The 23,628-nt window shown below is 64.4% G+C and carries 17 protein-coding genes; 5 read left to right on the top strand and 12 right to left on the bottom strand.

Annotation, left to right across the window (positions count from 1 at the left end; genetic code table 11):
• Positions 1–60: 60 nt before the first annotated feature.
• The 8 genes from gltB to pilM all read right to left on the bottom strand — a co-directional run bounded on the left by gltB (position 61) and on the right by pilM (position 11,865).
• Complete coding sequence (gene gltB / locus CAG34_RS02175; RefSeq protein WP_025340954.1) at positions 61–4,506, bottom strand: glutamate synthase large subunit; 4,446 nt, start codon at positions 4,504–4,506, stop codon at positions 61–63.
• Positions 4,507–4,878: 372 nt separating this feature from the next.
• A complete protein-coding gene (locus tag CAG34_RS02165) occupies positions 4,879–6,513 on the bottom strand; it encodes an SPOR domain-containing protein (protein ID WP_075046643.1) in 1,635 nt (544 codons plus the stop codon).
• A 15-nt stretch (positions 6,514–6,528) separates the two neighbouring features.
• A complete protein-coding gene (gene aroB, locus CAG34_RS02160) occupies positions 6,529–7,626 on the bottom strand; it encodes a 3-dehydroquinate synthase (RefSeq protein WP_085587742.1) in 1,098 nt (365 codons plus the stop codon).
• A 96-nt stretch (positions 7,627–7,722) separates the two neighbouring features.
• Complete coding sequence (gene aroK, locus CAG34_RS02155) at positions 7,723–8,241, bottom strand: shikimate kinase AroK (RefSeq protein WP_025340956.1); 519 nt, start codon at positions 8,239–8,241, stop codon at positions 7,723–7,725.
• A 4-nt stretch (positions 8,242–8,245) separates the two neighbouring features.
• Positions 8,246–9,514: a type IV pilus secretin PilQ gene (locus tag CAG34_RS02150; RefSeq protein WP_085587740.1), complete on the bottom strand. Its 1,269-nt coding sequence runs from the start codon at positions 9,512–9,514 to the stop codon at positions 8,246–8,248.
• Positions 9,438–10,439: a pilus assembly protein PilP gene (locus CAG34_RS02145; RefSeq protein ID WP_085587983.1), complete on the bottom strand. Its 1,002-nt coding sequence runs from the start codon at positions 10,437–10,439 to the stop codon at positions 9,438–9,440. The genes CAG34_RS02150 and CAG34_RS02145 overlap by 77 nt, the downstream gene beginning before the upstream one ends.
• Positions 10,440–10,450: 11 nt before the next feature.
• A complete protein-coding gene (locus CAG34_RS02140) occupies positions 10,451–10,987 on the bottom strand; it encodes a PilN domain-containing protein (protein ID WP_085587737.1) in 537 nt (178 codons plus the stop codon).
• A complete protein-coding gene (pilM, locus tag CAG34_RS02135; protein WP_085587734.1) occupies positions 10,984–11,865 on the bottom strand; it encodes a type IV pilus biogenesis protein PilM in 882 nt (293 codons plus the stop codon). The genes CAG34_RS02140 and pilM overlap by 4 nt, the downstream gene beginning before the upstream one ends.
• Positions 11,866–12,072: 207 nt before the next feature.
• Here pilM and CAG34_RS02130 point away from each other — a divergent pair, with 207 nt between their 5' ends.
• On the top strand, positions 12,073–14,523 hold the full coding sequence (locus CAG34_RS02130; protein WP_371858030.1) for a penicillin-binding protein 1A: 2,451 nt from the start codon (positions 12,073–12,075) through the stop codon (positions 14,521–14,523).
• A 189-nt stretch (positions 14,524–14,712) separates the two neighbouring features.
• On the opposite strand, the gene CAG34_RS02120 is transcribed toward CAG34_RS02130, so the two are convergent.
• The 3 genes from CAG34_RS02120 to rpmE form a co-directional block, all read right to left on the bottom strand.
• Positions 14,713–15,981: a malic enzyme-like NAD(P)-binding protein gene (locus CAG34_RS02120; RefSeq protein ID WP_024087853.1), complete on the bottom strand. Its 1,269-nt coding sequence runs from the start codon at positions 15,979–15,981 to the stop codon at positions 14,713–14,715.
• A 177-nt stretch (positions 15,982–16,158) separates the two neighbouring features.
• Entirely contained in the window at positions 16,159–16,980 is an 822-nt protein-coding gene (locus tag CAG34_RS02115) for a thermonuclease family protein (RefSeq protein ID WP_085587730.1), read from the bottom strand.
• A 2-nt stretch (positions 16,981–16,982) separates the two neighbouring features.
• The gene (rpmE, locus tag CAG34_RS02110; protein ID WP_003257833.1) at positions 16,983–17,198 is read right to left on the bottom strand and encodes a 50S ribosomal protein L31; all 216 of its coding nucleotides are present in this window, start codon (positions 17,196–17,198) and stop codon (positions 16,983–16,985) included.
• A 167-nt stretch (positions 17,199–17,365) separates the two neighbouring features.
• Between rpmE and CAG34_RS02105 the strand changes: the two genes are divergently transcribed.
• The 3 genes from CAG34_RS02105 (at position 17,366) to CAG34_RS02095 (ending at position 22,240) form a co-directional block, all read left to right on the top strand.
• Entirely contained in the window at positions 17,366–19,585 is a 2,220-nt protein-coding gene (locus tag CAG34_RS02105; RefSeq protein WP_085587728.1) for a primosomal protein N', read from the top strand.
• Between the two features lie 218 nt (positions 19,586–19,803).
• A complete protein-coding gene (argS, locus tag CAG34_RS02100; protein WP_013974613.1) occupies positions 19,804–21,540 on the top strand; it encodes an arginine--tRNA ligase in 1,737 nt (578 codons plus the stop codon).
• Between the two features lies 1 nt (position 21,541).
• A complete protein-coding gene (locus CAG34_RS02095) occupies positions 21,542–22,240 on the top strand; it encodes an SPOR domain-containing protein (protein ID WP_025340965.1) in 699 nt (232 codons plus the stop codon).
• Positions 22,241–22,384: 144 nt separating this feature from the next.
• Here CAG34_RS02095 and CAG34_RS02085 read toward each other — a convergent pair whose 3' ends face one another.
• Positions 22,385–22,804, bottom strand: coding sequence for a TM2 domain-containing protein (locus CAG34_RS02085; RefSeq protein ID WP_013974614.1), 420 nt, complete (start codon positions 22,802–22,804; stop codon positions 22,385–22,387).
• A gap of 166 nt (positions 22,805–22,970) precedes the next feature.
• Between CAG34_RS02085 and CAG34_RS02080 the strand changes: the two genes are divergently transcribed.
• On the top strand, positions 22,971–23,606 hold the full coding sequence (locus tag CAG34_RS02080) for a C40 family peptidase (protein ID WP_085587723.1): 636 nt from the start codon (positions 22,971–22,973) through the stop codon (positions 23,604–23,606).
• The last annotated feature ends 22 nt before the right edge of the window (positions 23,607–23,628 follow it).

Below are 23,628 nucleotides of genomic sequence, written 5' to 3'. Positions count from 1 at the left end.
GCAAGACGATCACTTGAGCACGACAGGCCCCGCGCACGGGGCCGTCACTTGCAGCTGTTGTTACTGCGGGTTGGCACGGGTGCTGGACAGCAGTTGCTTCAGGTTGGCTGCCTTCGGCTTGACCAGCCAGAAGCGCCGCACGTAGTCGTCCAGGTTCTCCGAGAGCTCACGCCCCCACTCGCTGCCGGTCTCTTCCACGTACTCGGCAAGGACCCGCGCCAGGTGGCTGCGGTAGGCCTCCATCGCTTCACCACTGATACGCTGGATTTCCACCAGCTCATGGTTGAGCTTGTCGACGAAGGTATTGTCCATGTCGAGCACGTAGGCGAAGCCGCCAGTCATGCCAGAACCGAAGTTGTAACCGGTCTTGCCCAGCACACAGACAAAGCCGCCGGTCATGTATTCACAGCAGTGATCGCCAGTGCCCTCGACAACAGCGTGGGCGCCGGAGTTACGTACAGCGAAGCGCTCGCCAGCAGTACCGGCGGCGAACAGCTTGCCGCCGGTGGCGCCGTACAGGCAGGTGTTGCCGACGATGGCGCTGTGCTGGGTTTCGAACGGGCTGCCGGCTGGCGGCACGATGGTGACCTTGCCACCGGTCATGCCCTTGCCGACGTAGTCGTTGGCGTCGCCTTCCAGGTGCAGGTTCAGGCCACCGGCGTTCCACACGCCGAAGCTCTGGCCCGCAGTACCCTTGAAGCGGAAGGTGATCGGCGCCGCAGCCATGCCCTGGTTGCCGTGCAGGCGGGCGATTTCGCCCGACACGCGCGCACCGATGGAGCGGTCGCAGTTGCAGATGTCGAGGCTGAACTCGCCACCGGCCTGGTCGCGGATGGCCGGCATGGCCATTTCCACCATCTTCTCGGCCAGCTCGCCCTGGTCGAACGGCGGGTTCTTGTCGACTTCGCAGAACTGCGGCTTGTCAGCCGGGATGTGCGAGCTGCCCAGCAGCGGCGACAGGTCCAGGTACTGCTGGCGTTCGGTGTCGCCTGGCAGCACGTCGAGCAGGTCGGTACGGCCGATCAGCTCGCCGAGGCTGCGCACGCCCAGCTTGGCCAGCCACTCACGGGTTTCTTCGGCGACGAAGGTGAAGAAGTTGATCACCATGTCGACGGTGCCGATGTAGTGGTCCTTGCGCAGCTTGTCGTTCTGGGTGGCCACGCCGGTGGCGCAGTTGTTCAGGTGGCAGATGCGCAGGTACTTGCAGCCCAGGGCGATCATCGGCGCGGTACCGAAGCCGAAGCTTTCGGCGCCAAGGATGGCTGCCTTGATCACGTCCAGGCCGGTCTTCAGGCCACCGTCGGTCTGTACCCGTACCTTGCCGCGCAGGTCGTTGCCGCGCAGGGTCTGGTGGGTCTCGGCCAGGCCCAGCTCCCACGGGGCGCCGGCGTACTTGATCGAGGTCAGCGGCGAAGCACCGGTACCACCGTCGTAGCCGGAGATGGTGATCAGGTCGGCATAGGCCTTGGCCACACCGGCGGCGATGGTGCCGACGCCAGCTTCTGCCACCAGCTTGACCGAAACCAGGGCCTGCGGGTTGACCTGCTTGAGGTCGTAGATCAGCTGGGCCAGGTCTTCGATCGAGTAGATGTCGTGGTGCGGCGGCGGCGAGATCAGGGTCACGCCCGGTACCGCGTAACGCAGCTTGGCGATCAGGCCGTTGACCTTGCCGCCTGGCAGCTGGCCGCCTTCACCGGGCTTGGCGCCCTGGGCAACCTTGATCTGCAGCACTTCGGCGTTGACCAGGTACTCCGGGGTCACGCCAAAGCGGCCGGTGGCCACCTGCTTGATCTTCGAGCTCTTGATGGTGCCGTAGCGCGACGGGTCTTCACCGCCCTCGCCAGAGTTGGAACGCGCGCCCAGGCGGTTCATCGCCTCGGCCAGCGCTTCGTGGGCCTCTGGCGACAGAGCACCCAGCGAGATACCGGCGGAGTCGAAGCGCTTGAGGATCGCCTCCAGCGGCTCGATCTGCTCCAGCGGCAGTGGCTGGTCGGCCACTTTCACCTTCAGCAGGTCGCGGATCATCGACACCGGGCGCTGGTCGACCAGCGTGGTGTATTCCTTGAACTTGGCGTAGTCGCCCTGCTGCACGGCGGCCTGCAGGGTGTTGACCACGTCCGGGTTGTAGGCATGGTATTCGCCACCGTGGACGAACTTCAGCAGGCCGCCTTGCTGGATCGGCTTGCGCGCGCTCCAGGCTTCGGCTGCCAGCAGCTTCTGGTCGCTTTCCAGGTCTGCGAAACGCGCACCCTTGATGCGGCTGGAAACGCCCTTGAAGCTCAGGCCCACTACTTCCTCGGCCAGGCCGATGGCTTCGAACAGCTGCGCGCCACGGTACGAGGCGATGGTGGAGATACCCATCTTCGACAGGATCTTCAGCAGGCCCTTGGAGATGCCCTTGCGGTAGTACTTGAAGACTTCGTCCAGGTCGCCCAGCACTTCGCCGGTACGGATCAGGTCAGCCAGCACTTCATAGGCCAGGTACGGGTAAACGGCCGAGGCACCGAAGCCCAGCAGCACGGCGAAGTGGTGCGGGTCGCGGGCGGTGGCGGTTTCCACCAGGATGTTGCTGTCGCAACGCAGGCCCTGTTCGGTCAGGCGGTGGTGCACCGCACCAACGGCCAGCGAGGCGTGCACCGGCAGCTTGCCCGGGGCGATGTAGCGGTCGCTCAGCACCAGCTGGGTCTTGCCAGCGCGCACGGCTTCTTCAGCCTGGTCGGCGATGTTGCGGATGGCCGCTTCCAGGCCGACGCTCTCTTCATAGTTGAGGTCGATCAGCTGGCGGTCGAAGCCTTCGCGCTCCAGGTTCATCAGCGAACGCCACTTGGCGGGCGAGATGACCGGCGAGCTGAGGATTACCCGCGAAGCGTGCTCCGGGGATTCCTGGAAGATGTTGCGCTCGGCACCCAGGCAGATTTCCAGGGACATGACGATCGCTTCGCGCAGCGGGTCGATCGGCGGGTTGGTCACCTGGGCGAACTGCTGGCGGAAGAAGTCGTACGGCGAACGCACGCGCTGCGACAGCACGGCCATTGGCGTGTCGTCACCCATCGAACCGACCGCTTCCTGGCCCTGCTCGCCGAGCGGGCGCAGCACCTGGTCACGCTCTTCGAAGGTGACCTGGAACATTTTCATGTACTGCTTGAGCTGGTCAGCGTCGTAGCTGGCCACGCCCTGGTCATCGGTCAGCGTCGCCTGGATGCGCGTGGCGTGCTGACGCAGCCAGCGTTTGTACGGGTGGCGCGACTTCAGACGGTTGTCGATGGCGTCGGTGTCGAGGATCTGGCCGGTTTCGGTGTCCACGGCGAAGATCTGGCCCGGGCCGACGCGGCCCTTGGCGATGACGTCCTCGGGCTTGTAGTCCCATACGCCGATTTCCGACGCCAGGGTGATGTAGCCGTTCTTGGTGGTCACCCAGCGCGCCGGGCGCAGGCCGTTACGGTCGAGCAGGCACACCGCATGGCGGCCTTCGGTCATTACGATACCGGCCGGGCCATCCCACGGCTCCATGTGCATGGAGTTGTATTCGTAGAAGGCACGCAGGTCGGCGTCCATGGTCTCGACGTTCTGCCAGGCTGGCGGTACCAGCATGCGCACGCCACGGAACAGGTCGATGCCGCCAGTGACCATCAGCTCCAGCATGTTGTCCATGCTCGAGGAGTCGGAACCGACGCGGTTGACCAGCGGGCCGAGCTCGTCGAGGTCGGGGATCAGGTCGTTGGCGAACTTGGTGCGACGGGCCATGGCCCAGTTGCGGTTGCCGGTGATGGTGTTGATCTCGCCGTTGTGGGCGAGGAAGCGGAACGGCTGCGCCAGCGGCCATTTCGGCAGGGTGTTGGTGGAGAAGCGCTGGTGGAACACGCAGATCGCGGTTTGCAGGCGCTCGTCACCCAGGTCTGGGTAGAAGGCCGCGAGATCGCGCGGCATCATCAGGCCTTTGTAGATGATGGTCTTGTGCGAGAAGCTGCAGATGTAGTGGTCGGCGTCGTGGGCGTTGGCCACGGACGAACGGCGACGGGCACTGAACAGCTTGATGGCAAATTCCTGGTCGCTCAGGCCTTCACCGCCGATGAACACCTGCTCGATCTGCGGCAGGCGCTCAAGGGCCAGGCGGCCGAGCACGCTGGTATCGATCGGCACCTTGCGCCAGCCGACCAGCTTCAGGCCAGCAGCGAGGATTTCGCGGTCCATGTTGGCGCGGGCGGCTTCGGCTTTGACCGGATCCTGATTGAAGAACACCATGCCGACGGCGTACTGCTTGGGCAGCTCGACAGCGAAGTGCTCCTGGGCCACGGCACGCAGGAATTGATCGGGCTTCTGCATGAGCAGACCGCAACCGTCACCGGTCTTGCCGTCGGCGTTGATACCGCCGCGGTGCGTCATGCAGGTCAGTGCCTGCATGGCGGTTTGCAGAAGGTGGTGGCTCGGTTCGCCCGTCATATGGGCGATCAGGCCAAAACCACAGTTGTCCTTGAATTCTTCGGGATGGTACAGACCTGTTTTCATAGACACATTCTCACCAGGTTCACCTCTCAACGGAGGTAAATCTCTTTTTTAACAACCACTTACCATCCACGCCGATCAAACGCCAGCTTTTTTGCGGTGGCCATGGAAAACCATTGTTGCACAGCGACAGCGATGCCCACAAATTTTCATGTCTCACCATTGAAAATTTATGTCGCAATTTTGAATGTTTTTGCGCCATGCGCCGTGATAGCGGCTTGGCTCGAGTCTGAAGCGTTTCAGCCATGACTGCAAGTAAGGCTTGTGGCCGGCAGTCTGGGACAGAAAAGCCTGCCGCGTGACAACGCAGCAGGCTATTCGAAAGTCAGTAATCGCTCAGCAACTGGGCGGCGGGGTGGTGCCGCCCGGAAGGTATCAGCGGGCCGAGGCCAGCTCTTGTTGGACGCTGGCGACGGTACGTGGCCAAGGTTTACCAGCCTGGACCTTCGCTGGCAAGTTCTTGATTGCCGCAACCGCTGCGTCGCGGTTGGCGAAGTTGCCATAAGTGACTACGTACAGCGGCTTGCCCTGCAGGTTTTTCTTGAAGTAGCGATAGTCGCCACCCTGGGCCTTGACGAACGCCTGGGCCGAAGCCTCGGAGCTGGTACCCAGGATCTGCACCACGTAATTGCCCGGTTTCTGCCCGGCGTACCAGCCGCTGTTGCCGCTGCCACCGGCTGCCGGCTTCTCGACAGGTTTGGCGGCCGGCTTGGCCACGGCGACCTGGGTCGGCGCTGGTGCAGGTTTGGCTGGCGCAACCGGCTTGGCAGGCTGGGTTGCGACAGGTTTTGGTGCAGGTGCAACCGGCTGCGGTTGCGGCTGTACCGGCTGGGCCGGCGCCGTGGCTACAGGCTGGGCAGGTACCGGTGCCGGGCCCGCCGGCACACCTTGCGGCGGTGCGATGGTGGTCACGGTTGGGGGCGGGTTGCCTGGCTGCAGGGCGGTATCACCGGCCGGGCTACCCTCTTCACCCTCACCCATGCCCGCGGCCTGGGCCAGCGGCTCGCGCATCACCGGTTGCGACTGGCCAACCAGCGGCAGCGGCATCGGCTGGGACGAACCCGAGAACTCGATGGCTGGGTTGCCACCATTGGCCTGGCCCTCGCCAAGCGGCAACTGGGCCTGGGCGGCCGGCGCTTCGGCAGGCGCCTTGTCACCTTTTTTCGGCATCAACACCGCGGCCGCAACGGCGACCACAACCACAGCGGACAGCGCGAGCACATGTTTTTTAGGCATCTTGAACCCCATGGATGGTCGCTTGGCCGTCGAACGGCTGGCGATCATGGCTTCGATCAAAGTGTCACGGGCGACCTGGTTGATGTTGCCAGGCCAGCCGTCAGAGTTTTCATGGATATCGACGATCTGTTCACGGCTGAACACCTCGATGCCCCGGCCAGCACCTTCCAGGCGCTGCTCCAGGTACTCGCGGGTTTCTTCTTCACTGTAGGGGGCGAGTTCGATGATGTGGAAGCGTTCTTCCTCGATATTGATCTCGTCCAGCCCGGCAATCAGCGACGGCTCACCGAACAGGAACACATGCGGGCGCCCTTCCGGCACACCCGCCGCCAATTCCAGCAACGCTTGGAGTGCCGACTCGTCGAGTTGTTCCGCATCGTCCACCAGCAAGTACACTTCCTGGCCGGTCAGTGCCAGTTGCACCACCTTGGCCAGGATCGCCTGCATTTCGGCCTCGGCCACATCCAGGCTCTGCGCGACCTGGCCGAGTACGCTGGCGGCATCGCTGGCGCCACGGGCGGACACCACCACGCTCTGCACCGCCTGCTTGTTGGTACTGGCCACCAGGGCCTGGCGCAGCAGGGTCTTGCCGCTGCCCAGCGGGCCGGTGACAACCAGCATCAGCTGGCTGTAGCGCGCCAGGTGGTGCAGTTGGCCGAGCACGGGCTTGCGCTGGGCCGGGAAGAACTTGAAGCCGGGCACGCGGGGCGCGAACGGATCGTGGCTCAACTGGTAATGGTCGAGAAAGGCCTCATCGGCATGCAAACTGGTCATTGCGCTGTCACAACCTCAAAGCTGGGCCACGATCGCGCGGTAATCCGCCGACAACGTGGCCTGTAGAATCTCTTTCGGATAGTCGTCGGTCACCACGGCCTCGCCCATCTGGCGCAGCAGCACCAGACGCAGACGGCCGTCGAGCACCTTCTTGTCGACCGCCATGTGCTCCATGAAATGCGCCGGGGTCATTTCCTGTGGTGGCACCACCGGCAAACCTGCGTCCTGCAACAGGCGGATTCCGCGATCGCGCTCGGTCTGGTCGATCCAGCCAAGGCGCATGGACATCTCCAGGGCCATCACCGTGCCCGCCGCCACGGCTTCGCCGTGCAGCCACACGCCGTAACCCATGTGGGTCTCGATGGCATGCCCGAAGGTATGCCCCAGGTTCAGCGTGGCGCGTACGCCAGACTCGCGCTCGTCGGCACCCACCACCGCGGCCTTGGCCGCGCAGGAGCGGCGGATGGCTTCGGTCAGCGCCACCGGGTCGAGGGCACGCAGCGCCTGCATATTGTCCTCGAGCCAGGCGAGAAACGGCTTGTCGCAGATCAGGCCGTACTTGATCACTTCGGCCAGGCCTGCGGACAGCTCGCGCGCCGGCAGGGTCTTGAGGCTGGTGGTGTCGATCAGCACCGCATTGGGCTGGTAGAAGGCACCGACCATGTTCTTGCCCAGCGGGTGGTTGATGCCGGTCTTGCCGCCAACCGAAGAGTCGACCTGGGACAGCAACGTGGTCGGCACCTGGATGAAGTCGACGCCGCGCTGGTAGCAGGCGGCAGCGAAGCCGGCCATGTCACCGATCACGCCGCCACCCAGGGCGACCACGGTAGTGCGGCGGTCGTGCCGTGCAGTCAGCAGGCCATCGAAGATCAGTTGCAGGGTTTCCCAGTTCTTGTGGGCTTCGCCATCGGGCAATACCACCGGCAGCACCGAATAGGCACCCAGGGTCTTGCTCAGGCGTTCGAGATACAGAGGCGCGACGGTCTCGTTGGAAACGATGGCAACCTGCCGCCCGGCGATGTGCGGCGCCAGCAGCTCGGGCTGGTCCAGCAGGCCTTCGCCAATGTAGATCGGGTAGCTACGCTCGCCCAGGTCGACCTTTAGTGTCTGCATGTATCCCCACAATGTACTTGGGCGCGGCGCCGTTCAGGCACCCGCGCGGTAACGTTGAACCTCGCCTCGGCGCTGGTGGCCGAGAATAGTCCCGGGCTAACGGGGCGGCAACTGCTGCAAGCGCTCGAGAATATCGATCACCACCATGCGTGGTGGCCGCTCGTCGGTTTCCACTACCAGGTCGGCGATCTCGCGGTAGAGCGGGTCGCGGGTTTCCAGCAGGGCGCGCAAGGTCGCCTCGGGATTGGCGGTGCGCAGCAGGGGGCGATTGCGATCGCGCGCGGTGCGGCCAACCTGCTGTTCCACCGAAGCATGCAGGTAGATCACCCGGCCACCCTGGTGAAGGGCCTGGCGGTTGGCTTCGCGCATTACCGCGCCACCGCCGGTCGCCAGGACCACGCCGTCGAGTGCGCACAGCTCGGCGATCATCGCCTGCTCGCGGTCACGGAAACCCGGCTCGCCTTCCTTGTCGAAAATCCACGGGATGTTGGCGCCGCATCGCAGTTCGATTTCCTTGTCGGAATCCTTGAACAGCAGGCGCAGCTCTTTGGCCAATAGGCGTCCGATGGTGCTTTTACCAGCGCCCATGGGCCCCACAAGTATCAAATTTCGCACAGAATCAACGACTCACAGCAATCGCCTGGTCACTCATGATACGCGGAGTCAGGAAGACCAGCAGCTCGGATTTTTTCTCTTGTAATGCATCGCGTCGAAACAGCCGCCCAACATACGGCAGATCGCCGAAAAATGGCACCTTGTCGACCACATTGTTTTGCGAAGTCGAGTACACGCCACCAATCACGATCGTTTCACCGTCCACCACGCGAACCTTGGCATTGACCTCGTTCTTGCGGATCGGCGGTACGTTGTTCAAGGCATTGACGTAATCCGGCTCGTCCTTGGTCACCCTGACGGTCATGATCACCTTGTTGTCCGGGGTGATCTGCGGGGTCACCTCCAGCGACAACGAGGCTTCGCGGAACGCTACCGAGGTGGCGCCGCTCTTGCTGGTTTCCTGGTACGGCACCTCGGTACCCTTGAGGATCCTGGCCGTTTCCTTGTCGGCCGTGACCACCTTGGGCTGCGAGATGATTTCGCCGTTGCCGCTCTTTTCCATGGCACTCAGCTCCAGGTCGAGCAGCACGTCGCCACGCAGCAGGCCCAGGCCGATACTGCCGCCCACCCGCTCCACCCCGAGGTCGACGAACAGGTCCTTGCCCGGCAGCGGGTCTTCAACGTAAAGCGGCCCACCCCAGCGCACCCCCAGGCTTTTTTCGTAATCGACGTTGGCCTCGACGATACGCGCCTCGATCGCCACCTGGCGCACCGGTACGTCCAACTGCGCCACCAGTTGCCTCAGCTCGGCAAGGCGCTCGGCCGGCAGGTGTACCACCAGCGTATTGGTGCGCTCATCGACACTCAGGCTGCCCCGACCGGTGAGGATGCCGTCATCCGCCAGGCTCGCCAGCAGCAGCTCCGCAAGTTCGGCGGCCTTGGCGTGATGGATGGGCAACAGCTCCCGGCGCAACGGCTGCAACTGCGCATCCAGCGCCTGGCCCACACGGGCATCGACAGACTGCGCGGCAAACTCGGCCGCAGGCGCCACCAGCAGCACATTGCCCTCCTGGCGCCGGGCCAGGCCCTTGCTGCGCAGCACCAGGTCCAGCGCCTGGTCCCATGGCACGTCCTGCAAGCGCAAGGTGACGCTACCCTGCACGGCATCGCTGGCGACCAGGTTGACGCCAGCATAGTCAGCCAGCACCTGCAGCACCGAGCGCACTTCCACATCCTGGAAGTTCAGCGACAGTGGTTCACCCTGATAAGGCGTCGCCGACGCCAGCGGGACCGGTAGCAGGGCTGCCAGCATCCATCTCATCAATGTTTTCATCGTCGTCCGGGGCCTCCTTGCCCAGGTGCTTTGCGAGTGTGATGAACGCCGTGCGTTCATGCCACACCCCTGCCATGAACAGCCGTTCGCGCACTTCGACCTGGGTTTGATCAACCCTCGCCACCACCCCCTGGTCACGCCCGACCCGGTCCCCAGGGCGCACGCGATAGAGCCTGCCGGCCGCCATCAGCAGTGCTTCGTGTTCCGCCCCACGCGACAGGCTGCCGACCATCTCCAGTTGCGCCAAAGGCACGTCGGCCAACCCGCTGCCCGTCAATCGCGTCGCCCCAGGCGCAAACGGGTCGACCGGGGGCGCTGCCGTCACGCCCCTGGCCGGCATGCGCGCAAGCATCGCAGGCTCCGGCACTGGCGCCAGCGCCTGATAGGCATCAACCCGCAACTGCAGGCGCAGCAGGCCAGGCTTGCCATCGGCTGCAGCCAGCTGCAGGTCACCGCTGCGCAGCACACGCGCCTGGCCCAACCAGTCGCCCAGCCACTGGCGCAAGGCCGCGTATTGCCCCACCACCTGTAGCTCCAGCGGTACCTTGCGAAAGCCAGCCTGTTGTTCGTCTTCATGTACATCGAAGCGCTCGATGAGCAAGCCATGCGCATGCCCCGACGCTGCCAGGCGCTCGAGCAGGTCGCTCATGCCCTCCCCGGCCGCCAGGTGCCAGTACGCCTCCCGCAAGCGTCGCTCGGCAATGGCCACAGACGCCTGGAGCTGCTCCAGTTCGGCCAGCTGCACCGCGCCGGCTGAATGCTGTTCGTGCAACTCGGCGTGCCGGGCCTCCTCCTGCGCATGCTGCTGCAGCGCTGCCGGGAGACGTATGGCGCAGCCCAGGCCGAACAACGCCAAGGCCACCAGCACTGGCGCCAGCTGCCTGAAGCGGCTGGAGCGCTCGGCCATGGCCAGCCAGCCGAGCACCTGTGCAGCATTCACGACCAGAACGCCGAAACGCGCGCACCCAGCAGGAATTCATCGCCGCCCGGCAGGCTCCTGATGCGCTTGAGCTCCAGACCAACCAGCGCACTCGAGCGGCTCAGGTCCCGCATGAACTGCGCGACCACGGCACCGGACGTGGCCAGCCCGGTCATCTGCAGGCTGCCGTCTTCCAGGCTGAGGTCGAGCAGTTGCACACCCACTGGCAGCGCCCGCTCGAGGTCAGCGAACACCCCGGCCAGCACATCCTGGTTGGCACGCAGGCCTTCCAGCGCCACCGCACGTGCCAGTAGCGCCTCATGCTGCGCACGCACATCGGCCAGCGGCTGCAATTGTTCGCCCAACACCTCAAGGGCCGCCTGGTGGCGGATATTGGCCAGCGCCTGCTGCTGCCCGCGCTGGCGGGCCAGCTGGTCGACCAGCGTCACGCCACACAGGGCCAGCAACGCGCCGGCGACCAGTCGCCTGCGGAAAGACCGCAACGCAGCCTGGCGTTGCCGTTCGCGCCAGGGCAGAAGGTTCAGCCGCATCATCGGCGCAACCCTCCGAGAGCCAGGGCGCACGCCAGGATCATCGCGCCATCGACGTGTTCCAGGCGCGCCAGGTCGGGTACCAGGCGACACGGCAGGTTCAACCGGGAGCCGAGGCTGTGCAACTGGCTTGGTTCGATCGGAGAACAGCTGGCGATCAACAGACAATCGGGCAAAGGCTCACCGGCGAGCAGGGCCAGCAGGCGCTCCGGCAGCGCCCCGGCTATCGTCGACAGCCCCAGGTTCAGCTCACGCCGTTGCTGAGGCCGACCCGCCTGCCAGCCATGAAGGGTGGTGCTTTGCGCCTCGATACGCAGCAGCGCCGAGCTTTGGTGCCTGGCCAGCGGCAGCATGCGCCCCAAGGCAATGCTGTCGACCTCCACGGCCTCCAGTTGCAACCCGGCCTCCTCGACGATGCCCTCAAGTGGCGCCAGTGCACTCTGCCGACACGCAGCCACCATCACCTCGGCGCAGCCTGGCTGGACGCTAGAGCCTCCCAGTACCTGAAAATCCAGGGCCAGGTCTTCCAGCGGAAATGGAAACAGCCGTTCGGCGTCAGCCAGCAGCTGCGCCTCCATTTCTGACCCGCCCTGTTCAACCGGCAGGTGGCACAGCTTGCAGATCACCTGGTTGCCCGGCAGTGCCAGCGCGACCCGGCGCTGCCTGAGGCCGCTGCGTCGGTAGGCGCGCCTCAAGGCAGCCGCCACGGCGCCAGGCTCTGCCGCCCAGTCACCGCCAGCCGGTGATTCGAACGGTTCTTGTACCGAGGCAAGCACCCGGCAGCGCCGGTTACGCCGCTGCAGTTGCACAATCCGAACGGAGTCGGGGGCAATTTCCACCCCCACGAGTGAACCGGCATCCTTGCCGAAGCGTCCTAGCATCGTGGCATCCTTGTTGTCTGTCGCCGCCATCTGTCGCGGCTACCTGCCCCAACCCCGCGTCAACACTAGGCCGCGCCGGCCCATCGAGGCGACGGGCAGCCTGGCCGGTAACCCGGAGAGGCGAAAAAATGCTTATAATGCCCAGCGTTTTTTGGTCCGCCGGACCTGCGTGCAATCCACTCCCAACCTGGACACCGAAAAGCCTTGATACGTCTGCTGAAGTTCTTCTGGTGGTCTTCCGTCGCAGTCATCTGCGCGCTCGTACTCGGTGTGAGCGGTGCGTTTCTGTATCTTAGCCCCAGCCTGCCCTCGGTCGAGTCGCTCAGAAGCATCCAGTTGCAGATCCCCCTCAGGGTGTACAGCAGCGACGGCAAGCTGATTGCCGAGTTCGGCGAAATGCGCCGCTCGCCGATCCGCTTCGCGGAAATTCCCCCACAATTCATCCAGGCGCTTCTGTCGGCCGAGGACGACAATTTCCTCAACCACTATGGTGTCGACCCCAGCAGCCTGATGCGCGCCGCGACCCAGCTGGTGAAAACCGGCCATATCCAGACCGGCGGCAGTACCATCACCATGCAGGTGGCGAAGAACTTCTTCCTCACCAGCGAGCGCAGCTTCTCGCGCAAGACCAACGAGATTCTGCTGGCCCTGCAGATCGAGCGCGAGCTGACCAAGGACGAGATCCTCGAGCTGTACGTGAACAAGATCTACCTGGGCAACCGCGCCTACGGTATCGATGCCGCCGCGCAGGTGTACTACGGCAAGTCGATCCGCGACGTGAGCCTGGCGCAGATGGCGATGATCGCCGGCCTGCCCAAGGCACCCTCGCGCTTCAACCCGCTGGCCAACCCGGTGCGCGCCAAGGAGCGCCGCGACTGGATCCTCGGCCGCATGTACAAGCTGGGCAAGATCGACGAAGCCAGCTACCAGGCAGCCCTGGCCGAGCCGCTCAACGCCAGCTACCACGTGCCCACGCCTGAAGTGAATGCACCTTACATCGCCGAAATGGCCCGCGCCGAAATGGTCGGCCGCTACGGCAGCGACGCCTACACCGAAGGCTTCCGCGTCACCACCACGGTGCCCAGCGACATGCAGGAAATGGCCAACAAGGCCATCCTCAACGGCCTCTCCGACTACGACGAGCGCCACGGCTACCGCGGCCCCGAAGCACGCTTCCCGGGCCGCACCCAGGCGGCCTGGCTGCAGGAACTGGGCAAGCAGCGCAGCCTTGGCGGCCTGGAGCCGGCCATCGTCACCCAGGTCGAAAAAACCGGCCTCAAGGTGCTGACCCGCAGCGGCCAGGAAGAGCTGGTGGCCTGGGACACCATGAAATGGGCCCGCCCGTTCATCAATAGCAACTCCCAGGGCCGTGCGCCGCAGTCGCCGGCAGACGTGGCCCAGGTCGGCGACCTGGTGCGCCTGCAGCGCCTGGAAGATGGCAAGTTCAAGTTCAGCCAGGTACCTGGCGCGCAGAGTGCGCTGGTCACCCTCGACCCTTACAACGGCGCCATCCGCGCCCTGGTCGGCGGTTTCTCGTTCGAGCAGAGCAACTACAATCGTGCCATGCAGGCCAAGCGGCAGCCGGGCTCGAGCTTCAAACCGTTCATCTACAGCGCCGCCCTGGACAGTGGCTACACCGCATCCAGCCTGGTCAACGACGCACCGATCGTGTTCGTCGACGAGTATCTGGACAAGGTCTGGCGACCGAAGAACGACACCAACACCTTCCTTGGCCCGATCCGCATGCGCGAAGCGCTGTACAAGTCGCGCAACCTGGTGTCGATCCGCCTGCTGCAGGCCATGGGCGTGGACCGCACCATCGACTACATCGCCAAGTTCGGCTTCAACAAGCAGGACCTGCCGCGCAACCTGTCGCTGGCACTGGGCACCGCCACCCTGACCCCGATGGAAATCGCCACAGGCTGGAGTACTTTCGCCAACGGCGGCTACAAGATCACCCCGTACCTGATCGATCGCATCGAAAGCCGCAGCGGCGAGACGTTGTTCACCGCCAACCCGGCCCGGGTACCGCAAGGTGCCGAGGACCAGGCAGGTGTGGCCGCGCCCGAACAGCCGATCAGCACCGCCGCCATGCCGGGCGAGGCACCCGCAGCCTTCAGCCAGGTGGCGCCTGCACCGCAGGCGCCGGCCGTGGCCGAGCAGATCATCGACGGGCGCACCACCTACATCCTCACCAGCATGCTGCAGGACGTGATCAAGCGCGGTACCGGCCGCCGGGCGCTGGCCCTGGGCCGCACCGACCTGGCAGGCAAGACCGGTACCACCAACGAGTCCAAGGACGCCTGGTTCTCCGGCTACAACGCCGACTACGTGACCACCGTGTGGGTCGGTTTCGACCAGCCCGAAACCCTTGGTCGCCGCGAGTACGGCGGTACGGCGGCACTGCCGATCTGGATGAGCTTCATGGGCGCGGCACTCAAGGACAAGCCTGCGCATGCGCCGGCAGAGCCGGAAGGCATCCTCAGCCTGCGCGTCGACCCGGTCAGCGGCCGTGCCGCTTCGCCGAGCACACCGAATGCCTACTTCGAGCTGTTCAAGGCCGAAGACTCGCCGCCGTCGGTGGACGAACTGGGCACTGGCGCAGCACCGGGCAGCCCGTTGCCGGCGGATGAAGCGGCGCCGATGGATCTGTTCTAAGAGCCCTCGAAGGCAACACCGACCCTGTGGGAGCGGGCATGCCCGCGAACACCGGCGTAGCCGGTGCCAGCCTCCGCGTTGGATTCTTCGCGGGCACGCCCGCTCCCACAAAGGCCGCGCCAACCCCACCGGCAAACAAAAAGCCCCGGCTCATACGAGCCGGGGCTTTTTTGTGTCGCCAGGCAGCAATCAGCCTTTGAACACGTCATCCACGCTGGTCAGCGGGTAGTGCTTCGGATACGGCAGGGTAGCCACGCCGGATTCGATGGCGGCCTTGGCCACAGCGTCGGAAACGACGGTGATCAGGCGAGCGTCCAGCGGCTTCGGAATGATGTACTCACGGCCAAATTCCAGAGCCTGTACGCCGTAGGCGTCGCACACTTCCTTCGGCACTGGCAGCTTGGCCAGGTCTTTCAGGGCGATGGCGGCGGCGATCTTCATTTCTTCGTTGATGCGCTTGGCGCGAACGTCCAGGGCACCACGGAAGATGAACGGGAAGCCCAGTACGTTGTTGACCTGGTTCGGGTAGTCGGAACGACCGGTAGCCATGATCACGTCGCTGCGAGTGGCGTGCGCCAGCTCTGGCGAGATTTCCGGGTCCGGGTTCGAGCAGGCGAACACGATCGGGTTGGCAGCCATCGACTTCAGGCCTTCGGCGCTCAGCAGGTTCGGGCCGGACAGGCCTACGAACACGTCGGCACCGTCGAGGGCGTCAGCCAGGGTGCGCTTGTCGGTGGCGTGGGCGAACTGCGCCTTGTACTGGTTCAGGTCGTCACGGCCAGCGTGGATCACGCCACTGCGGTCGATCATGTAGATGTTCTCGACCTTGGCACCCATGCTCACCAGCAGCTTCATGCAGGAGATGGCGGCAGCGCCGGCACCCAGGCAGACGATCTTGGCGTCTTCCAGCTTCTTGCCGGCGATTTCCAGGGCGTTGATCATGCCGGCCGCGGTGACGATGGCGGTACCGTGCTGGTCATCGTGGAATACCGGGATGTCGCACTGTTCGATCAGGGTGCGCTCGATTTCGAAGCACTCAGGCGCCTTGATGTCTTCGAGGTTGATGCCACCGAAGGTGATCGAGATGCGGCGAACGGTGTCGATGAACGCCTGCGGGCTTTCCGATTCCACTTCGATGTCGAACACGTCGATACCGGCGAAACGCTTGAACAGAACACCCTTGCCTTCCATGACCGGCTTGGAAGCCAGTGGGCCGAGGTCACCCAGACCGAGGATGGCGGTGCCATCGGAAATCACCGCAACCAGGTTGCCTTTGCCGGTGTATTTGTAAGCCAGCTCTGGATCACGGCCGATTTCACGCACGGGCTCAGCAACACCTGGGCTGTAGGCCAGGGCGAGGTCACGGGCGGTGGCGGTGGGCTTGGAGAGTTCGACGCTCAGTTTCCCCGGACGAGGTTGAGCGTGATATTCGAGAGCGGCGGTTTTCAGGTCTGACATGGTGGGCATTCCGCTATTTACTGTTCTGACGGACCGCCGAGGATACGCAAAGAGCCGGGGAGCCACAAGACTGGTCGGTCACTTGTGTCAAGGCCTTTAGCCTACGACTTTACGCTATAACCCACGGGGCATACGGCTAACAGTGTGTACAATCCAATAGCGAAATGTCTACATCTTTTAGCCTGAAATGCGCTCCAACATGCTCGGATCGGTCAACGGCAACAGCCAGCGTCGCTGCCCGGGCTTGAGGCCGCCCTTGCGGGAACGATCCAGCACCCAGCCACGCGCCTCGACTTGGCGTCCCTTGAGGTTATCGAAGAAGCTGGCGGGGAAGTTGCGCTGCAGACGAGCGGGAACCTGCAGCACCACCGCACCGTCCAGGTTCAGCCAAACCCCGCCACGGTTGCGCTCCACGCCTTCGATGCGGCCCGCAATGACCGCGAAACCCGACTGCCGGACATCCCCGGCACGCACCACCGGCGAACGACGCCACAGCCCGGAGCCAGCCTTGCGCGCAGCCTGCTCGGCAAGCTGCTGGCAAGCGCTGAGGCGCACATTTGGGGCAACCGCGACGCGATAGCCCAAGCCCTCGCTGAGCAACTGTGCTTCGATATTGTCGCCATTGCGGCCGTAGATATGCGCCAGCGTGCGGCCGTATTTGTCCTTGGCCTCTACGCCCGGCTCCAGCCCGACGCGCCCGTCGCTGGCCTTGACCAAGGCCTGCAAACGCTGCTTGGCGGCCTCGGCATAGGGCTCGCTGGTGCGCCCGTTACGGCCGATTTCCGGGGCATTGATGCCGATCAGTCGCACGCTGCGGCCATCGACCAGACGCAAGGTATCGCCATCGACCACCTGGCGCACCGCCACCTGCTGAGGGCTGCCTGGTAGCGGGCAGAACGCCAGGGCCGGGAAATGCCAGATGACGCCCATAAAAAAGGCGCCCACAAGGGGCGCCTTTTTTTGCAGCAATGCGAAACCCGAGGGGTTCGCCATGCGCATGATTACTTCTTGGTACCGAACATACCGAAGCGATCGGCGAACTTCTGTACGCGACCACCGGTGTCCAGGACTTTCTGCTTACCGGTGTAGAACGGGTGGCACAGGTTGCAAACGTCGATCGCCAGGGTGCTGCCCAGGGTCGAACGGGTTTCAAACTTGTTGCCGCAGCTGCAGGTGACTGCAACTACTTCGTAGTTCGGATGAATATCTGCTTTCATGGTCACTTCCTCGAGCTGCGTGCCGCCACCCAACACCAATTGTTGAATACCGCACGTAATTAGGCGGCGAATAATACCAGAGCATCACGCCAACGCAAGTTGTCGCTTGCACCGACCGTCGTCTGCTAGGCTCGCCAGTCTTTGAAACGCCCTCCGAGACTTTCCGCGTGTCCGACGTCATCCTGCGCCTTGCCCTGCCCTCCCCGCTGCGTCGCCTGTTCGACTACAAGGCGCCGGCAAGCATGGCGCGCCAGGCCTTGACTCCGGGCATGCGCATTCGCGTGCCATTTGGCCGCCGCGAAATGATCGGCGTGCTGGTGGAGGTGTGCGAGCAGAGCGAAGTGCCCGCCGACAAGCTCAAGCCGGCCAGCGCCCTGCTCGACCCGGTGTCGCCGATCCCGCCGTCGCTGTTCAAGTTATGCCTGTGGACCGCCCAGTACTACCAACACAGCCTGGGTGACACCCTGAGCTGGGCATTGCCGACCCTGCTGCGCCAGGGCGAGCCCGCCGAGATGCGCCAGGAGCGCTTCTGGCACGTCGCCCCCGGCGCCCGCCTGGAAGACCCGCGCATCGCCCGCGCACCGCGCCAGCGCGATGCCCTCAAGACCCTTGCCCAGCACCCGCACGGCGTGGCCCACAGCTTGCTGGCCAAGCTCAACCTGAACAAGGACAGCCTCGACCTGCTGCTGGCCAAGGACCTGGTGCAGATCGAGGTCCGCCGCCACCTGCCGTCGCTGCGCCACGAACACTGGCTGGCACAGCCGGAGCTGCCGCTCAACGAAGAGCAACGCGACGCCTTCGACGCCGTGCGCGAAGGCTTTGGCGGCTTCGGCGCCTTCCTGCTGGCCGGTGTCACCGGCAGCGGCAAGACCGAGGTGTACCTGCAGCTGATCCGCGAAACACTGGAAGCCGGCAAGCAGGCCCTGGTGCTGATCCCGGAGATCAACCTCGGCCCGCAGACCCTGGCCCGCTTCGAGCAACGCTTCAACGCCCGCATCGCCCTGCTGCATTCGGCGGTGAACGACCGCGAACGCCTGGATGCCTGGCTGGCAGCCAGGGACGGCGAGGCCGACATCATCATCGGCACCCGCTCGGCGCTGTTCACGCCGATGAAGAACCCCGGCCTGATCATCATCGACGAGGAGCACGACGGCTCCTATAAACAGCAGGAAGGCTTGCGCTACCACGCCCGCGACCTGGCGCTGGTGCGCGCCCACCAGGAAAACGTCCCGATCCTGCTAGGTTCTGCCACGCCATCGCTGGAAACCCTGCACAACGCCCTGACCGGCCGCTACCGCCTGCTGCGCATGAACCAGCGCGCCGGCGGTGCCCGCCCGCCACGCATGCTGCGCCTGGATGTGAAGAGCCTGCCGCTGGACAGCGGCATCAGCGGCCCACTGCAGCAGGCCATCCGCCAAACCCTGGAAGCGGGCCAGCAAGTACTGGTGTTCCTCAACCGCCGCGGTTTCGCCCCGACCTTGCTGTGCCACGATTGTGGCTGGCTGTCCGAATGCCCGCGCTGCGATGCGCGCATGACCGTGCACCAGCGCTCCGGCGTGCTGCGTTGCCACCATTGCGGCTATGACGAGCGCCTGCCGCAGCAGTGCCCGCAGTGCAACCACGTTGACCTGCGCCCGGTCGGCGCCGGCACAGAGCGTGCCGAGGAACGCCTGAAAGTGCTGTTCCCGGATTACCCGATCCTGCGTGTGGACCGCGACAGCACGGCGCGCAAGGACGCCATGCACAACCTGTTCAGCACCATCCAGCGCGGCCAGCCGAGCATCCTCGTCGGCACCCAGATGCTCGCCAAGGGCCATCACTTCCCGCGGGTGACCCTGGTGGCCATCCTCGATGCCGATGGCGGGCTGTTCTCCGGCGATTTCCGCGCCAGCGAACGCATGGCGCAGCTGATCGTGCAGGTTGCCGGGCGGGCCGGGCGGGCCGAGGAACCCGGCAAGGTCATCATCCAGACCCACCTGGCCGACCATCCGCTGCTGGTGCAGCTTACCGAGCAGGGCTACTTCGCCTTCGCCGAGCAGGCCCTGGACGAACGCCGCGCCGCCGGGCTGCCGCCTTACTCGCACCTGGCGCTGCTGCGTGCCGAAGCGCACAAGCCCGGGCAGGCCGAAGGTTTCCTCGACGAGGCCTGCGCCGCCGCCGAGCGCCTGGTGGCCGAACAGCGCCTGCCCGGCATCGAGTTGCTGGGGCCGGTGCCAGCACCGATGGAGCGCCGCGCCGGGCGCTTCCGCGCGCAACTGTTGATACAGGCCAATACGCGGGCGCCTTTGCATCGACTGATCAGCGCCTGGTTGCTAGTGTTGGAGCAGATGCCGAGCGGGCGCCAGGTGCGGTGGTCGCTGGATGTCGACCCGGTAGACCTGTACTGAATCGACCGGCCTCATCGCCGGCAAGCCAGCTCCCACAGGTTGCGCGCGCTCTTCTGTGGGAGCTGGCTTGCCGGCGATGAGGCCCTCGAACGCAACATGGAACCCTTGATGGTTGCACCCCAAAGGTTGGCAACCCGCCCCCAGCCACGGATAATGCCCAGTTTTTCCACCTGCGCATCCAAGCGCTCCACCGCGCTTGCGGTCGAAAAGAGATCCCCATGAAAGACACCATTCGCCAGCTGATCCAGCAAGCCCTCACCCAACTCGTCACCGACGGTGTGCTGCCTGAAGGGCTGTCGCCGGCGATCCAGGTGGAAAACGCCCGGGACAAGACCCACGGCGACTTCGCCAGCAACATCGCCATGATGCTGGCCAAGCCGGCCGGCATGAAGCCGCGCGACCTGGCCGAGAAACTGATCAATGCCCTGCCGGCCAGCGCCGACATCAGCAAGGTCGAGATCGCCGGCCCCGGCTTCCTCAACTTCTTCCAGAACACCGACGCCCTGGCCAACCGCCTGGATGCCGCACTGGCCGACGCCCACCTGGGCGCGCGCAAGGCCGGCCCTGCGCAAAAGGTTGTGATCGACATGTCGGCACCCAACCTGGCCAAGGAGATGCACGTCGGCCACCTGCGTTCGACCATCATCGGTGACAGCGTGGCGCGCGTGCTGGAGTTCCTCGGCGATGACGTGATCCGCCAGAACCACGTGGGCGACTGGGGCACCCAGTTCGGCATGCTGCTGGCCTACCTGGAAGAAAACCCGATCACCAGCGACGAGCTGTCGGACCTGGAAAACTTCTACCGCGCCGCCAAGAAACGCTTCGACGAATCCGAAGAATTCGCCACCCGCGCCCGCGGCCTGGTGGTCAAGCTGCAGGCCGGCGACCCGGACTGCATGGCCCTTTGGACGCGCTTCAAGGACATTTCGCTGTCGCACTGCCAGAAGACCTACGAGCTGCTCAACGTCAAACTGACCATGGCCGACGTGATGGGTGAAAGCGCCTACAACGACGACCTGGCCAACGTGGTCGCCGACCTCAAGGCCAAGGGCCTGCTGGTCGAAGACCAGGGCGCACAGTGCGTGTTCCTCGACGAGTTCAAGAACAGCGAAGGCGAACCTCTGCCGGTTATCGTGCAGAAGGCCGACGGCGGCTACCTGTACGCCACCACCGACCTGGCTGCCGTGCGCTACCGCAGCAACGTGCTCAAGGCAGACCGCGCCCTGTACTTCGTCGACCAGCGCCAGGCCCTGCACTTCAACCAGGTGTTCGAAGTTGCACGCCGCGCAGGCTTCGTCGGCCACCCGATGCAGATGGAGCACATGGGCTTCGGCACCATGAACGGCGCCGATGGCCGCCCGTTCAAGACCCGTGACGGTGGCACCGTGAAGCTGATCGACCTGCTCACCGAGGCCAAGGAGCGCGCCTACGCGCTGGTCAAGGAAAAGAACCCGAGCCTGGCCGACGAAGAGCTGCGCCACATCGGCGAAGTGGTTGGCATTGGCGCAGTGAAGTACGCCGACCTGTCCAAGCACCGCACCAGCGACTACAGCTTCAACTTCGAGCTGATGCTCAACTTCGAAGGCAACACCGCGCCTTACCTGCTGTACGCCTACACCCGCGTGGCCGGCGTATTCCGCAAACTGGGCAAAGGCTTCGATGAAGTCGACGGCAACATCGTGCTGCAGGCTGCCCACGAGCAAGACCTGGCCGCGCGCCTGGCGCAGTTTGGCGAAATCCTCAACAACGTCGCCGACAAGGGCACGCCGCACGTGCTGTGCAGCTACCTGTACGACCTGGCCGGCCTGTTCTCCAGCTTCTACGAGAATTGCCCGATTCTTGCCGCCGAAACCCCGCAGCAGCAGCAGAGCCGCCTGCGCCTGGCGGCGCTGACCGGCCGCACCCTCAAGCAAGGTCTGGAACTGCTCGGCCTGGAAACCCTGGAGCGCATGTAAGTTGGCTGCCAAGAAAAAACCCGCACCCAAACGCGGCGCCAGCCGCCAGACGGCGCCGGCCAAGCAGCCGATTCCCGGTTGGGTATGGCTGGCGGTCGGCCTGACCGTAGGCGCGTTCATCGTGTTCCTGATGAAGCTCGAGCCCGGTGGCGAAGACATCAAGCGCACCAAGCCCGAGCAGCAGAAGGCGGAGAAAGTGGCCGAAGCCGGCAAGCCGGCGCAGGCCACCCCGCAGCAGCCGGTGAAGCCGAAGTACGACTTCTACACGCTGCTGCCGGAGTCCGAGGTGATCGTGCCGCCGGAGGCCGTGCCAGAGAAGACGCCACCCGTCCCGGCCCAGCCGGTGACCCCGGTGACGCCGGCCGAAGCGGCGAAGATCGACACGGCGCGAGCCCAGGCGGCGCTGATGGGCCAGACCCCGCCACCGGCACCACCGGTGATCAAGCCGGCGGCAACCACCCAGTTCTTCCTGCAGGCTGGTTCGTTCCGCAAGCAGGCCGATGCCGACAAGGTGCGTGCGCAGATCATCCTGCTGGGCCAGTCGGTGAAGGTGGAGTCGGGCACGGTCAAGGACGAAACCTGGTACCGCGTACTGGTGGGCCCTTTCAGCAACCGCGAGCAGCTGACCGGGGCGCAGAAGCAGCTGGCCGGGGCAGGTTTCAGCAACCTGCTGCTGCAACAGCGGCAGACCCGTCAGTAACCTGCGTTTGCGGCCCTGTGGGAGCGGCCTTGTGTCGCGAAAGGGCCGCAAAGCGGCCCCAGGATTTCAGCGGTGCTGCTGAGCATGCTGGGGCTGCTTTGCAGCCCTTTCGCGACACAAGGCCGCTCCCACAAGGGCTGTGCGTCAACCCCGCCCCGCATTCCGCTCGGAAACCTGGCTGTTCAGCGTCCAGAAGTCATACAGCACCCCCACCAGGAACAGCCCGCCGGTAAAGAAGTAGATGATCGCGGTGATCCACTTGCCCTGATACAGCCGGTGCAGCCCAAACACCCCGAGGAAGGTCAGCAGGATCCAGGCGATGTTGTAGTCAATGCGCCCGGACTGGAACCTGAGGTCGGCTTCACGGTCCATGGACGGGATCAGGAACAGGTCGATCAACCAGCCGATGCCCAGCAGGCCCAGGGTGAAGAACCAGATGGTGCCGGTTACTGGCTTGCCGTAATAGAAACGATGCGACCCGGTAAAGCCGAAAATCCATAGCAGGTAGCCAATGGTCTTGCTGTGGGTGTCGTGAAACGGCGCCCCCTGTTGATAACTGTTCATTCATAGCCCCCGTGGGTTATCCGAAAATTTTCTAAAAAAAAATGTGACTTTCTTGTCGCAGGCCGACGTACGGCACCTGGACAATCGACCAACGGATCAAAGATTGATCAAAAAGCTGTTATAAAGTTGCGCGCCCAACACATAACTATTCATAAGAGCTTCATCTATGCCGCCTTTACTCAAGACATGGCTGACCCTCTGCCTATTATTGCCCCTGGCCGCCCACGCCACCAATCGTGAGCAACGTCTTCCCAATGGTTTTACCGGCTACACCACCAATGCCTCGGTAAGACACGCACCGGTCAAGCAGACCGCGCTGCGCACCCGCCCAAGCTATGCCGCCAGCAGCCGCAGCGTGCCCGGTGCGCCGGTCGCCGCCATGTCGCCGAAGCAGAGCAGCGATGTGCTCAGCCGTGCGGTGAATGTGCTCGGCACCCCTTATGTCTGGGGCGGCAGCAGCCCGAAGAAAGGCTTCGACTGCAGCGGGCTGGTCAAATACGCCTTCAACGACGTCGCCGACGTCGACCTGCCGCGCACCTCCAATGCCATGGCCCAGGGCCACGGCGTCAAGGTAGCCAAGGGTGACCTGAAGCCAGGTGACCTGATCTTCTTCAACATCAAGAGCCGCCGGGTGAACCACGTTGCCATCTACCTCGGCAACGACCGCTTCATCCATGCTCCACGCCGTGGCAAGCGGGTAAGCATCGACACCCTGAGCAAGCCTTACTGGCAGAAGCATTACGTGGTGGCCAAGCGAGTGCTGCCGAAAGAACAGCAGCAGCTGAACCTGGCCAAGCGCTGATCTGATCGGCGCTCTCCTGTCC

It is taken from the genome of Pseudomonas sp. B14(2017), assembly GCF_002113255.1.
GTDB lineage: Bacteria > Pseudomonadota > Gammaproteobacteria > Pseudomonadales > Pseudomonadaceae > Aquipseudomonas > Aquipseudomonas putida_Z.
The sequence above is the reverse complement of the archived record's forward strand: the minus strand, read 5'-3'. Positions and strand labels throughout refer to the sequence as shown.

What these genes read in the sequence shown, in the direction of transcription:
- pilM (WP_085587734.1), bottom strand. Translation starts at nt 11,865, where the DNA reads ATGCTAGGACGCTTCGGCAAGGATGCCGGTTCACTCGTGGGGGTGGAA.
- CAG34_RS02115 (WP_085587730.1), bottom strand. Translation starts at nt 16,980, where the DNA reads ATGCGCATGGCGAACCCCTCGGGTTTCGCATTGCTGCAAAAAAAGGCG.
- CAG34_RS02150 (WP_085587740.1), bottom strand. Translation starts at nt 9,514, where the DNA reads ATGAAAACATTGATGAGATGGATGCTGGCAGCCCTGCTACCGGTCCCG.
- CAG34_RS02085 (WP_013974614.1), bottom strand. Translation starts at nt 22,804, where the DNA reads ATGAACAGTTATCAACAGGGGGCGCCGTTTCACGACACCCACAGCAAG.
- aroB (WP_085587742.1), bottom strand. Translation starts at nt 7,626, where the DNA reads ATGCAGACACTAAAGGTCGACCTGGGCGAGCGTAGCTACCCGATCTAC.
- CAG34_RS02165 (WP_075046643.1), bottom strand. Translation starts at nt 6,513, where the DNA reads ATGACCAGTTTGCATGCCGATGAGGCCTTTCTCGACCATTACCAGTTG.
- CAG34_RS02120 (WP_024087853.1), bottom strand. Translation starts at nt 15,981, where the DNA reads ATGTCAGACCTGAAAACCGCCGCTCTCGAATATCACGCTCAACCTCGT.
- CAG34_RS02140 (WP_085587737.1), bottom strand. Translation starts at nt 10,987, where the DNA reads ATGATGCGGCTGAACCTTCTGCCCTGGCGCGAACGGCAACGCCAGGCT.
- gltB (WP_025340954.1), bottom strand. Translation starts at nt 4,506, where the DNA reads ATGAAAACAGGTCTGTACCATCCCGAAGAATTCAAGGACAACTGTGGT.
- argS (WP_013974613.1), top strand. Translation starts at nt 19,804, where the DNA reads ATGAAAGACACCATTCGCCAGCTGATCCAGCAAGCCCTCACCCAACTC.
- rpmE (WP_003257833.1), bottom strand. Translation starts at nt 17,198, where the DNA reads ATGAAAGCAGATATTCATCCGAACTACGAAGTAGTTGCAGTCACCTGC.
- CAG34_RS02080 (WP_085587723.1), top strand. Translation starts at nt 22,971, where the DNA reads ATGCCGCCTTTACTCAAGACATGGCTGACCCTCTGCCTATTATTGCCC.